The 13,571-nt window shown below is 41.4% G+C and carries 8 protein-coding genes and 1 pseudogene; 1 reads left to right on the top strand and 8 read right to left on the bottom strand.

Annotated elements, in window-relative coordinates:
* Positions 1-68: 68 nt before the first annotated feature.
* From BN3283_RS02400 to BN3283_RS02365, 7 genes are all read right to left on the bottom strand, one after another.
* Positions 69-2,366 (bottom strand): Gldg family protein, encoded by a 2,298-nt coding sequence (locus tag BN3283_RS02400; RefSeq protein ID WP_041502527.1) that lies wholly within the window; start codon positions 2,364-2,366, stop codon positions 69-71.
* 13 nt (positions 2,367-2,379) lie between these two features.
* Entirely contained in the window at positions 2,380-3,300 is a 921-nt protein-coding gene (locus tag BN3283_RS02395) for an ABC transporter ATP-binding protein (protein ID WP_041502526.1), read from the bottom strand.
* A gap of 470 nt (positions 3,301-3,770) precedes the next feature.
* The gene (gene mutY / locus BN3283_RS02385) at positions 3,771-4,829 is read right to left on the bottom strand and encodes an A/G-specific adenine glycosylase (RefSeq protein ID WP_059025527.1); all 1,059 of its coding nucleotides are present in this window, start codon (positions 4,827-4,829) and stop codon (positions 3,771-3,773) included.
* 132 nt (positions 4,830-4,961) lie between these two features.
* On the bottom strand, positions 4,962-5,444 hold the full coding sequence (locus BN3283_RS02380; RefSeq protein ID WP_041502524.1) for a Dps family protein: 483 nt from the start codon (positions 5,442-5,444) through the stop codon (positions 4,962-4,964).
* A gap of 128 nt (positions 5,445-5,572) precedes the next feature.
* Complete coding sequence (locus BN3283_RS02375) at positions 5,573-7,183, bottom strand: SusD/RagB family nutrient-binding outer membrane lipoprotein (RefSeq protein ID WP_059025526.1); 1,611 nt, start codon at positions 7,181-7,183, stop codon at positions 5,573-5,575.
* Positions 7,184-7,187: 4 nt separating this feature from the next.
* Positions 7,188-10,301 (bottom strand): SusC/RagA family TonB-linked outer membrane protein, encoded by a 3,114-nt coding sequence (locus BN3283_RS02370; RefSeq protein ID WP_082667049.1) that lies wholly within the window; start codon positions 10,299-10,301, stop codon positions 7,188-7,190.
* Between the two features lie 64 nt (positions 10,302-10,365).
* The gene (locus BN3283_RS02365) at positions 10,366-12,471 is read right to left on the bottom strand and encodes a M3 family metallopeptidase (RefSeq protein ID WP_059025525.1); all 2,106 of its coding nucleotides are present in this window, start codon (positions 12,469-12,471) and stop codon (positions 10,366-10,368) included.
* Positions 12,472-12,634: 163 nt separating this feature from the next.
* Between BN3283_RS02365 and crcB the strand changes: the two genes are divergently transcribed.
* A complete protein-coding gene (gene crcB, locus BN3283_RS14235; protein ID WP_082667048.1) occupies positions 12,635-13,012 on the top strand; it encodes a fluoride efflux transporter CrcB in 378 nt (125 codons plus the stop codon).
* 200 nt (positions 13,013-13,212) lie between these two features.
* On the opposite strand, the pseudogene BN3283_RS14610 reads toward crcB, so the two are convergent.
* Positions 13,213-13,571, bottom strand: a pseudogene (locus BN3283_RS14610) (Gldg family protein); the annotation flags it as partial.

Below are 13,571 nucleotides of genomic sequence, written 5' to 3'. Positions count from 1 at the left end.
TTTTTCATCGTTTATTTTAGGTCAGTATCCTGAATCGTCAAGACGATTCAGGATACACTGTAATCTTTTTATCTTCCTCTTCTACGAATCCAGATCAATATTGCAAATATAGCCAATATTCCCGGGAATACACCCATAAATCCGATCTTAGAAACGTACATTCCTGTCTCACCCAGGTATACCTTGTTATCCGGCATAGTCGGACGACGCACGTCGATAGGCACCTCATTATCCGACATCCAGAAGAAACCTCCTGTAATAATCGTATAGTTTGAAGCATCCACGTTCTTCCTTCCGATACTGATCTCTCCGTTACTGATACAATCAGCATCTCCAAATATAATAATTTTTTGTTCTTTTTCTCCAACTTTCCGGGATAAAGCCAAACCTGTCACGTACGATTTTTGAACTTCTCCCTTTTCCGGATTATATTTTACCGTATCATCAACAAAATTCGTGACTTGTAACTCGTTCCATACCAATGAATCCGTTTTAAACAAAGGTGTCATAGTAAACCCTTTTCCCTCCGTGTATTCCAATCCGGAAACATTAGGCATGGTCGCTTTATATTCGTATCTGCGCATGATATCAAAGGCGTAAGAGAGTTCTCCCGCTTCCTTCGTCGGATCCGTGATTATAAAATCAGCAAGGAAGTTCTCACTCGGTTTTACTAACGTACCCGGCACAAACTGTACACCGAACTGTTCTACCAACGGATTCATGACATCCCGACGCTTCGGCTCTCCCAAAATCAACAGGTTTCCGCCTTTGGCAATATACTTATCCAAATACACTTTTTCCTCTGCCGTCATCGGGCTTCTCATCTCGGCGATAACCAAGATAGATACATCTTCCGGAATTTCCTTATCCAAGGCCACGTCACAAAAATCAAATCCTTGATTGATCAACGAATAGCGGAAAGGTTTATCCTGAGCAAAGCGGTTATAATCCCGATCCCCCTCACGTTTATTGTCTCGTTCTCCATGACCGGTCAAAAAGCCGACTTTCGGCAATTTCATCACCAAGCGTTTTAAAGCTGCTGTAATTTCAGATTCGCTCGGGAAACGCATCATATCATCGTAAACCCGAAGGAAGGTCTTTTGTCCGTTTTCCCGTTCTATCAAGCGAACAAATCTATTCCCTTCCGGGAACAAGTCAATCTGTTGACGAATCTGTTCCGGGGTGATAAACAGATTGGAATCCAATCCCCAAGAATTACAGATTTTCACCATCCGCTCCCGATCCGAAAGCCCCGGATAACGTTTTTCCAAATCAGGATTATTTACCGTATCGTAATAGTATACGTACTTCATTTTAATTTCCGGTTTGAATCGGGTATATTGCTTAAACCGCTCCAAATCCTGATTCACGTAGCGAGGAGTCGCGTACCACAACGTTCCGTCCTCTAAAGCATTCGTGTAAGTCGTAATAGTCAAGCCGCCTTCCAAACGTTTTACCACATCCTGGCTGTTCTCGGTTAAGGTTCTCACCTTGGTCCGGGTTGCGTCATAAAATGCCATCAACGTAGGACGAGATGTCAGATACCCCAAAATCATAGCGATGCAGACAACCCCCACGTATTTTCCCATACTGACAGCCCACGGCGTTTTCTGACGACAAGCTTGCAAACGAATAATCGCCAACGAAAGGAACAAGGCGATCACGATGATAAAATACAATAAATCCTCACTGCAAATCAAACCGCTAATAAATTCATCACAACGCCCGGAAATAGATAACCAATACGTAATGTCACGGACAAAAGCAATATCCTGCCACATTCCTCCCACGAAATTCAATACGGCCAATACAGCCAAAGTACCCATGGCGGCAACCACTTGATAAGAAGTCAAACTGGACATGAAAAGTCCGACTGCCGCATAAGCGCAGATCAATAGATAGAGTCCGAGCAATCCGGAAAGGATAGCCGGAAAATCCAACATCTTAACCGTAAAAGCAGTGAAAAGAACATAAACCATCAACACTCCGATCAAAACCAAAGCATAAATCATCATGGAAAGGTATTTTCCTAAAATGATCTGAATGTTGGTCACCGGAGAAGAATAGAGTAATTTTATAGAACCGCTGCCCAGCTCCCGGCTCATTAAGCTCATGGTCAACAGAGGGATATAAAGATAAAGATATTGCTGTACGATAGGAAATAATCCACCCCAAGGCGAAGCGTATACGCCCAAAGTCACACCTCTTAAACCGTATCCTAAAGCTTGATTTCTCACCATGCCTCCCATCACATCGGCAAATGCCATACTCGATTGAAAAGTAAAAATTATAAGAATCAGCCAGGCAATCGGTGAGAAAAATAAAGTTTGTAATTCAGTTCTGGCTATATTATATATCGTCTTCATTGTCTATTTCTTTTTATTTTTTGGATAATTCTGCAAAAATCGTATCTAATGAACTCTTTTCTAAATAAATTTCGGTCAAACGCCAGCCGCGAGCAACACTCATTTCAACTATTCTTTCCGTGACCTCCTGTACATCGGAAAATTGCAAGCGATATTTCGTTCCGCCCAGCTCTTCTACCCCCAATACACCTTGAATACCGCGTAATTCTTCAGCAGAAGGCATAGCTACCATTGAAACGACCAAGGTATTCGGTATAATATAGTTATCGAATTCATCTACGGTTCCGGCAAAAACAAGTCGTCCCTGTTCGATCATGCGAATGTAATCGCATGTTGCTTGCACTTCCGGCAAGATATGGGTCGAAAGCACAACCGTACGATCTTCAGCAATCTCTTTTATCAAATGACGGATTTCAACGATCTGGTTCGGATCCAACCCGTTCGTCGGTTCATCAAACACCACGAAATCCGGATTATGAACGATAGCCTGCGCTATCCCCAAACGTTGTTGATATCCTCCTGACAAATTACGGATCAATCGTTTTTGAAAATGGGTAATACCACAACGGCCCATGACCTCCATAACCGCCTTAGAGACCTCTTTAGCCGGAATATGGCGTAAACGAGCACAATGGATCAGATACTCTTCTACTGTCAAATCCATATGCAAGGGCGGTTTTTGAGGCAAAAATCCGATATGCCGTTTGGCTTCTACCGGATGCTCCCGTAAATCGATTCCTTTAATAAATACACTTCCCTCCGTTTGCTTTAACACTCCACACATGATGTTCATGGTCGTAGATTTGCCGGCACCATTAGAGCCTAACAATCCATAGATCCCATTTTTAGTAATCTCAAAATTAATATCTCGTATCGCCCACTGAACGCTATAGCGATGAGATAAATTTTCGACTTTAACGATTGATTCTTCCATAGATTTTTGTTAAGTTTTATAGATTCTTAGTTACACACGTCGTATCATAGTTAGTCTAAAAATTACATCATTTCATTAAAAATATGACACAATTCTCACCACTAAAAATAGACATTATTTACCCATGTTTTTCAGGTAAAAAATACTTTATAAAAAACTTAACTTTTACATTCAATCGATTCTCCATCTCCCGAAAGCCCTTTATCAACAAAGGAAGGTGTTTTTATTCGAACAAGATTTCACGTCTCAAAAAAAGGATTAATATTTTTTTAACAAGAAGCGGTTTAATTTCATTCCATATTTTAACAGATTTCACACTTTTATGAGCCGATATTAACCCTCGATACCTCTTAAAAATAACTTTTATAACTCGAAAATTCAAAATTATCCCGGTAACCAACGACATTTTGTTTCTTTTAACAAGAAAAAATACATTTACAATTACCCCCCCATACCGGTAACATATGAAATTATCTTCCGGTTTCCCAATACAATTGCATTAACCGGGAAAAAGCATAATCCCCCGATCGTTCCTTCGATACCTGCATAAATTTTGTCATAGCGGGAGAAAAACGACCGACCTTTATTTCATAAAAAACGGCATAAACCACCCGATGGGATAATACATGTTTGGGAGGTTCAAATACCCTCCGTATTTCCGGTCGATCTGCCCCATCCAGTAATTGGTTCCACTCTTCAGTCTGTTGAAGTTCCTGAAAAGTCAAAGGTTTATCCGATTCAATTAAAGGAAATTCGTACAGATTACGCCAAATATCTTTATCCTCCCTTTTTTTCAATAAAAAACGGGTTTCGTCATGAACGTGCAAATAATTAAAATAACGGGGTTTCACCTGTACCTTCCCTACTTTCACAGGCAATTGTTCTACCTTGCCTTTTGCCCTTGCCATACAACGGGTATTCAACGGACAATGTTCGCAATCAGGAGATTTCGGTATACACTGCAAAGCTCCAAACTCCATCATAGCCTGATTATAAAGATCGGGACGGAAACGATCGAGTAATCTCCGGGAAAGCTCCGCAAAATAGGTCCTTCCCCGTCCTGAATCTATCGGGATATCAATATCGAACAACCGGGATAATACGCGGTACACATTTCCGTCTATCGCTGCATACGGCAAACGATAGGCAAACGAACAAATAGCGGCAGCCGTATACTCCCCGATTCCTTTCAATGAAAGCACCTCCTTGTAGCTCCGAGGGAACTCTCCTCCATACAGCGAAACCACTTCTCGAGCCGCCCGATGTAAATTACGGGCACGACTATAATACCCCAAACCTTGCCAATAGGTCATCACTTCATCTTCCTCCGCTTCGGCCAAAGAAACGACATTCGGAAAACGTTCCACAAACCGAATAAAATAATCCAGACCTTGTACGACCCTTGTTTGCTGGAGAATAACTTCCGATATCCATATCAAATAGGGATCATCTGTATTCCGCCAAGGAAGATTCCGGCGATTCCGCTCATACCAAGGGATTATTACGTCTCCTATCGACCACTCGTTCATACTCACTAATAGCTAAAATATACCGGCAAAGATAAAAATTTAAAATCCTTTCCTCCGTCATCTATCCAATAAAAAAAACGGATGCCTCAATCCGTGAGGTACCCGTTTCCACTAATAACAAAAAAACCTATTTTACTCCAAGTGAGCCCGAATCATCCAAGCTACCTTCTCTTTTTTCTCTATCATATCTTCCAAGAAATTCGAAGTACCGAAATCTTTGGATTCTTCTTTATCCATAGTTTCAAGATCCGTCCGAATCTGACGAATGATTTCAGCATTATCATCTCTTAACAGGGCCAACATATGCTTGGCATCCGGAAGCGGTTGCTGCTCATCGTACTCTTTTATGCGGTTATGCTCTAAACATCCCCTCAAAGATCCTAACGGCCGTTCATCCAAATCACGTACTCTCTCCGCAATAGCGTCGATATCTTCAATCAATCCATTGTAAAGATCTTCGAGAAAAGTATGATAGGATCTAAAACTCGGCCCCTTCATATTCCAGTGAAAATTCCATGTTTTTGCTAATAAGACAAAATGGTCTGCAAGTAAATTATTTAAAATGGTCTTACTTGATTTGATCATTTTCGCATCTAAACCAATATTTCCTTCCATAGTAATGTTATTTAAAAGGTTAATTAACTTCTGTTTCTTCATTTATAACGAAGTTAATTCAGGAAAGTTTCGGGCCGAACTGAAATATTAGCCTTAAAAGGAAAAGGAACTACGCAAAGAAAACGAGATTAGAAGTTTTTCCCGGTATCCCACCATAAACGAGTTCCCGGAGTATCATCCCCCTGTAAAGCTTTTTTCAATTTCTCATATTGTTCAGGATCCACATCGATCATGGAAGCCGGAAAGTTTAGTCTTCTGATCATCAATTCCGTATCGATACAACCGTCTTTACTGTTATTAACCCGTACCGGAAACAAACGAGGATAACCCGTACGCCTTTGTTCCGCCCAAGCTTCACACCCTTCAGGAAAAACAGCTAACCATTTCTGAGTAATGATTTTCTCTAACTTCACCTCCCTGGAAGCACTCTCGTCCCACCGAGGAGAGACCAAACAACGAGCTTTAATATTATTAACAGGCTCAAAAACATCCACGTAATCGGCCCCAACCCGATCGCTCTGCAAATATGCCTCCACCCCGGCAGCTCCCCATTGATTGAAAGAACAACGCACCCCCTCCCGATAACAATCCCCAGGAACCTCTGAAGTCCAACCGCGCAAAGCAGCCTCAGCTCTCAAAAACCAAACCTCGGCGGCCGTCATCAGAATAGCCTCACTGCTCCCTTCCACGTATATCCTGGATAGCGCACTATACCGCGTATGAGCAAAAACAGTTCCTTGCCGAATTCCCCGGTACTCTCCCTTTATAGAAATGATATTCCCGTTTTCTCCCTGAACATCATTCGGACAAACTTCAAAAAAATGGGCTCTTCTTGGATCTTCATAACCATTTAAAATTGACTCCATAGAGGCATTCATGTAGGCTTCTCCCCATACCTGATTAATCACCCCAAGCGGATTAGTGTAACCATTCTTGGTTGAAACTACCGCCTTTTCAGGTGAAGTCGTGAAAATACCGTAAGAGTTAACCATCCCTTTTCTAAACTCTCTTCTTGCCTCTTCCGGATTTACCACTGCCAGACGTATAGCCAGACGGAGACGAAGAGAATTGGCAAATTTAACCCAGGACTCATAGGTTCCGTCCATTATAATATCGAATTTAGCAAAAGCAGAAGCATCTTCTCCTTCCTTTATAGCCTGATCCAATATATTCACAGCTTCATCGAGATCCTCAAAAAACATCCTGTATGCCTCTTCCTGGTTATCCGGGGCATAGCTCTCCCTCAAATTTCCGAACTGAGAATAGATGATAGGACCATAATAATCCGACACCCGATGCATCACCTCCACCTTCAGAATCTTAGTTATGGCAAAAAAAGCCGGATAATCCAATCGAGTCAGATCTTCCAAACGTTTAATCTGAGGCATTACATAAGCGTAGGTATTCTCCCAGAATGTACCATTCCAACCATCCTGCATATTATAATCCGAATTATGAGACCCACCGTTCAACGGCTTATAATCATGCATATACCCGCTAAACATATCTGCACTCAGATTTTGCATGATCTGGTATGGCCAGTTCTTTCCTTTTCCGAAATCATAATTAAAATAAATACCTTGCTGGATAATACCCAAAGGTATCCCCAGGTGATTCAGATCTATTTCCATCTCCTCATCCGTCATTCCGGTTTTATCCGTGTTTAAGGATTTGAAATGACCCGTACAAGCCACCCATCCCCATACAAAAGCAATAAAAACGAAACTATATTTCCTCATCTCATTAAAATGTAAAATAGATATTAAAGCCGATATTTCGGGTCGTCGGCATCCCGTATACTTCAATAGCCTGATTATCACTACCCGTGGAAAGTACCAAATCGGGATCAAAGGGAGCTTTTTTGTACAGGAAACACAGGTTACGAGCTACAAAATTCACTTGTACGCTCTTGAAAATACCACTTTTTTTCATCCAACCGTCGGGAAGCGTGTAACCGATGGACAACTCCCGAAGACGAATATTCGTTGCATCGTAAATATAATACTCCGTTACTCCCGCACGTCCCCCGACAAGACCTTTATAAAAACCTTCCACGTCCGTAATACGTTTTCCCTCCAATTCGACAAATCCTTTATCCCTTGCCTTTCCCGTAGCTTTAGTTACCCCGAACATGTCCAGATCCGCCTGCGTTTGCGAGAGGACATCCCCACCGAAGCGCCCGTCCAACAAAAGATGGAAAGAGAACCCCCTATACCTCAAATTATTACTCCAACTCAAAGTAAAATTCGGATTAGCATTTCCCACTTTCACCGTATTGCCTTCTCCCACAATCTGGGGAAGACCGCTTTTTTCTCCCTCCGCCTCGTAAACGATCTCTCCATGTTCGTCCCGTTTAAAGGCTTTTCCGTATATATCCCCAAATGATCCTCCCTCTCTTAACTTCATCGCGTAACTGGAAGAGAAGCCACGCGGACCGTATATAAATACCGGAAGCTCCTCATGCAGGCGTAAGACCTTATTCTTATTCGTGGCAAAATTGATCTTCGATTCCCATTTTCCCTCTTTGAAAATAACAGGAATACCTCCCACGGAAAATTCAACCCCGACATTCTGAATATTTCCGGCATTCACGTAACGATAAGCATATTCATCTCCATCCTGTGCGGGCAATTTAAAAAACTGATTCCTTGTATTCGTTCTATAATAAGTAAAATCTACATATAAACGATCGAGCCAGCATCTCCATTCCGTTCCTAATTCGATAGAATTATTCATCTCCGGCTTCATCTCCTCAAAGGGAGCCGCATCGGCAGATTGTACGCCACCTCCGGCCAACACATAGGACATCGGATTGGTAATGTATAATGGTATATCGTTACCTACCCGACTCCAAGATACACGTAATTTAGCCAAATCGACCCATTTCGGTAAATTTAAAGTTTTATTCAAAGCCCATGCTATACCTAATGACGGATAAAAGAATCCTGTCGATTCATGGGAGGTAAAAGCCAATGTAGAAGACCAGTCATTCCGTGCCGACACATCCAAAAACAGAAAATCACCGTATCCGATCTGAATCGTTGTAAAAAGTGATTGCATCTGCCGGGTCGCCCTATTCTGCTCCTCAATATAAGCAGAGGTATTCATATTGATATTGGCAACCGTAAATACATTAGCGTATTTCAAAGAAGCCGTTTTCGAATCATACCGAAGTCTGCTGATCGTATTATTATTTATACTGGTTCCGAGTGTCATATGAAACGTAAACTTTCCAAATAACCGCCGGTATGTGGCCAGCAAATCCCCGTACAATAACGTTTGCTGGTAAGTATAATCTATATAACGCCCATTTTCGCCCGCAAGTGCCGGAGCGGTTGAGGCATAAAAACGCTGTCTGAACTTATCCGAAACATCATCTATACTGACTCTTCCCTGTACAGACAAATCTGTCGTTATTTTCACATCCGCCGTCAAAGAGACAATGGCCCTGCTCCGAATGTCTTCGCTTAAAATACGATTTGTCACCCAATAAGGATTCTGTTCGAAATCTTCCACCGAGCTATGCCAATTCTGCACCATCAGATTCCGTTTTTCATCCAATAGCTCAAAATGTTTTTTATACTTTGAAATATCTTCCCCACGCGGAAAACGATACAATCCCACGAGAGGATTCATATAAAAGCCTCCCGGAGTAGGACGATTCTTCATTTTTTGTCTCATTAGATTCAAATTACCATCCAATTTCAATCGCCCTTCAAAAAAAGAAGCTGTTTCTTTCAAATTGATATTATGTTTCATAAAGCGATGCTGAGGAACGATTCCTCTCACTGCCGTATTCGCGTAAGAAAAATAGGTCTGCATAATCTCATTTCCCGTGGAAAATGAAAGAGAATGGATCGCTGAAATGCCTGTCCTAAAAAAATCCTTTGCTGCATTGTACTTTTTCAAGTTATCCCGCTCCCCCCAACTCTCAATTCCGTCACTTACCCCGTAGTGATTCTGAAACTCGGGTAAATTAATCGCCTTCTCAAAAATCATACTTGAAGAGAACTGCACTTCTTGCTTTCCTCTCAATCCTTTTTTCGTCTTAATCAAAATTACCCCATTGGCAGCTTGTGTCCCATATAAAGCAGAAGCTGAGGCCCCTTTCAATACACTGATACTTTCTATATCTTCCGGATTCAAGTTAGAGATACCGTCTCCTCCATCCCGGTTCCCGGCATCTGCCGTTCCCCCGATAGCCGTATAAGCCTGTTCACTACTTTCATTTAAAATCGGTATACCGTCAATCACAAATAGAGGTTGATTATTCCCGGCCACGGAACGAATTCCCCGAAGTAAAACTCTTACCGATCCACCTGTACCGGAAGCACTTTTATGAATCTGCAATCCCGCAACTTTTCCCATTAAGGCCACGAATAAATTGGGATCTTTTATCCTTATCAATTCATCCTGTCCGATTTGCGTAACAGAGTAAGGCAAGGAAACGCCACTTTTTTCAATACCTAAAGCCGTAACAACCACATCCTTCAAAAAGACCATATCCTCCTCCAGATGAACCCTTAAAAAAGCTTTCCCCTGAATAGGGATAAACAAGGTTTTATAACCGACAAAAGAAATAACTAACTCTCCGTCAGCCGGAACAGAAAGCGAAAATTGTCCCTCTTTATCGGAGACGACCCCATGGTAAGTTCCTTTTTCAACGATATGGGCTCCCGGTATAGGAACTCCTTTTTCATCCTCGACAATACCATTAACCCGGATGATGTTGGTTGCCAATCGAAGGGAATCCGGCACCGCATCTCTCTCCCGTATACCGAAACGGCCAAAATTAGTTTTACCGTACAGACAAGAAGATACGGTTAAAAACAAAAATAACGCATAAATACACTTCATCACACAAATACCCTCTCAGTTTATTTTAACAGGCCTCTCCCCTTCCAGAGGCTTTTTCCCACATTTATTCCAATCCTCTCTTCTTCAGCAGAGGAATTTCCGACGGAGTTTGTCCACGAAACTTAATATATTGTTTCATAGGATCATCGTATCCTCCCTCGGAAAGAATATATTTTCTCAAACGTGCAGCCAACTCCGGATTATATATATCTCCGGAATCTTTAAAAGCTTGGAAAGCATCCGCATCCAATACTTCTGCCCAAAGATAGACATAATAACCGGCCGAATACCCTCCATCGAAAATATGAGAGAAATAAGTAGTCCGGTAACGAGGTAAAATCTCTTTTATCAACCCATGCTTATCCATCGAAGCTTTTTCAAAGGCATTCACATCGTACTCCCGCGAAGTTGTTTGAGAATACCAATCCATATCCAATAAAGCCGCAGCTACATATTCCACCGTAGCGAATCCCTGATTAAAATGACCGCTCTCCTGTATCTTTTGAATCAATGCATCAGGCATAGGTTCACCCGTCTTATAATGTCTGGCATACATCTTCAATACCTCAGGTTCACCAGCCCAATTCTCCATGATCTGGGAAGGCATCTCTACCATATCGTGAGGTATGGTGCCGGCTATCCGCTTATAATCCCCCCGGATAAAAAATCCGTGAAGAGCATGTCCGAATTCATGAAACATGGTTTCCGTATCGTCCCAACTCAATAATACCGGCTCATCACCGACCGCAGGAGAAAAATTATAAACGACAGAAACCAGCGGGAACTCTTCTTTTCCGTCCACTTTCGTGTAATGACGGAATTCTGTCATCCAAGCCCCTGCCGATTTGCTGGATCGAGTAAAATAATCCAGATAAAGAATAGCTAAATGCGATCCGTCTGCATCTTTTACCTCATAAGTCTCTACATCCGGATAATACACCGGTATGTCCGTCCTTTTTTCCAAAGTAATCCCGTATAACTTACGAGCGACTTCAAACATTCCGTCACGCACATTTTCCAACTTTAAATAAGGTTTCATCTCGGATTCGTCCAAATCGTATCTCTGCTTCCGCAATTTTTCAGCATAATACCACCAATCCCAACTCTCCAACTTTTCTTTCATCCCCTCTTTATTGGCGATAGCCTGCATTTCGGCTAATTCCTGTTTCGCAACCTTTAAAGCAGGCCCCCATACCCGGCCCATAAAATCATACACATTTTGAGGCGTTTTGGCCATGTTTTTATCAATCACATACGAGGCATAAGTATCAAAACCCAACAACTTCGCTTTTTCCAACCGCAAATTGACCATTTGGGCAACAATTCCCTTGTTGTCATTCTCGTTGTTATTATCTCCACGCATATAATATCCCTTGTACAATTTCTCGCGTAATTGACGATTCTTGGCATATTGTAAAAAAGGAATCAGGCTTGGTTTATGAACGGTAAATACCCACTTACCCTCTAAACCCCGTTTTTTGGCCTCGGCGGCAGCGGCGATAATTGCCGTCTCCGGCAGTCCGGCCAAATCTTCTTCTTTGTCAATCTCTAAAACAAACGCGTTTGTCTCTTTTAGCAAACGATCTCCATATTGTAAACTGAGTTTCGCCAATTCGGCATTCACCTGTTTCAGTTTAGATTGATCCTCCGCACTTAAATTCGCTCCACCCCGAACAAAATCATTATAATACAACTCCAACGTCCGAAGTGCTAACGAATCCAATCCCAAGCTCTCTTTTCTATCATACAATGACTTAATACGGGCAAACAATTGGGGATTCATACTGATTTCATCGCTATGAGCCGTTACCATAGGACTGACTTCCATGGCGATTTCCTGCATTTCGTCACTCGTAACGGCTGCATATAAGTTGAAGAAAATAGATGACACCCTATCCAATAACTCTCCGGATCGATCCAAAGCCATTATCGTATTCTCGAAAGTCGGTTCTTCCGTATTATTGACAATTACTTCAATCTCTTTTTTATGCTGTTTTATCCCCTCGTCAAAAGCAGGTTTATAATCGGATAATTTAATCTGGTCAAAAGGAGGCGTATGAAAAGGAGCTGTAAAAGGCTTTAACAACGGATTATTAGTTTGACGTTTTTCCTCTTTACAAGAAGTTATCAATGTCACCACACTCAAAAATAAAATTACCGTTCTTTTCATATATATGTAAATTAAATATAGTATTCGCAGCTTATCCATAAAACGAGATAAAGATACAGATTAAAAATAATAAAATGTTAATTGATATCATTTTTAACGTTAAAAGATATCTAATTCCCTTATTTCCACTATTTTTACCCTGCAAAGTTTAATAATATTTTTTATGAATTTACTTTTTGTCGCAATCGGTTCTATGCTCGGGGGAGTCTCCCGATACTGGTTAACGGGTATCATACAAAAAAATGTCCCTACTCTTTTCCCTTTAGGAATATTTACAGTAAACATAATCGGATGTTTTATTATTGGTTTGCTGACTGGCTTATCAGCACATTCCAATTTACTCACCCAAAATCATCGTCTATTTCTAATTATTGGATTTTGTGGGAGTTTCACTACCTTTTCCAGCTTTTCGGCAGACAATTTGAAATTATTAACAGCAAAAGCCTACTTGTTGTTTTCATTGAATATCGGTCTTAGTGTCATCTTAGGCCTATTAGCCACTTGGTTAGGTTATTATCTTATTCAAACTCTTTTCAGGTAATTTTAAAAACTAAAAGGGACCATTGGAGATAATGGTCCCTTTCTTCGAATTTAATTTCTGTCAATAATGCACACTACGAATTTCCCCTGGTTTATTCTAATTCCAACAAAATATCAACGTTAAGAGACACCGACGTCTAAATCCTGCAAACACAGGATTTAAAACGAACGGTGAATTTTTAAATCATCATGTCATACATTTTATCTCCCTCTTCTTCTAATCCATATGAATATCGCGATAAACAGCAATAAGAGAGGAAATACTCCCATAAACATGATCTTCGTGATGTACATACCGGTCTCGCTCGGGTAAACTTTATTATCCGGCGGTGTCGGACGACGTACATCGATAGGCACTTCCTCGTTCGATAACCAGAAAAAGGCCCCTTGTATAATCGAGTAGTTAGAAGCCCTGATATCTTTCCTTCCTCTACTCAATTCGCCATTACTGATACAATCGGCATCGCCAAATATCATGACGCGTTGCTCCTTACCCCCTATCTTCCGCGATAAAGCCAAGGCCGTCACGAACGTTTTCTGCATCTCCCCACTCGACGGGT

Source organism: Gabonibacter massiliensis, assembly GCA_001487125.1.
Taxonomy (GTDB): domain Bacteria; phylum Bacteroidota; class Bacteroidia; order Bacteroidales; family Marinifilaceae; genus Gabonibacter; species Gabonibacter massiliensis.
Note: the sequence above shows the minus strand (reverse complement) of the source record. Positions and strands in the feature narration are given on the sequence as shown.

Coding starts and splice junctions, on each gene's coding strand:
- BN3283_RS02400 (WP_041502527.1), bottom strand. CDS start 2,366: ATGAAGACGATATATAATATAGCCAGAACTGAATTACAAACTTTATTT.
- BN3283_RS02395 (WP_041502526.1), bottom strand. CDS start 3,300: ATGGAAGAATCAATCGTTAAAGTCGAAAATTTATCTCATCGCTATAGC.
- mutY (WP_059025527.1), bottom strand. CDS start 4,829: ATGAACGAGTGGTCGATAGGAGACGTAATAATCCCTTGGTATGAGCGG.
- BN3283_RS02380 (WP_041502524.1), bottom strand. CDS start 5,444: ATGGAAGGAAATATTGGTTTAGATGCGAAAATGATCAAATCAAGTAAG.
- BN3283_RS02375 (WP_059025526.1), bottom strand. CDS start 7,183: ATGAGGAAATATAGTTTCGTTTTTATTGCTTTTGTATGGGGATGGGTG.
- BN3283_RS02370 (WP_082667049.1), bottom strand. CDS start 10,301: ATGAAGTGTATTTATGCGTTATTTTTGTTTTTAACCGTATCTTCTTGT.
- BN3283_RS02365 (WP_059025525.1), bottom strand. CDS start 12,471: ATGAAAAGAACGGTAATTTTATTTTTGAGTGTGGTGACATTGATAACT.
- crcB (WP_082667048.1), top strand. CDS start 12,635: ATGAATTTACTTTTTGTCGCAATCGGTTCTATGCTCGGGGGAGTCTCC.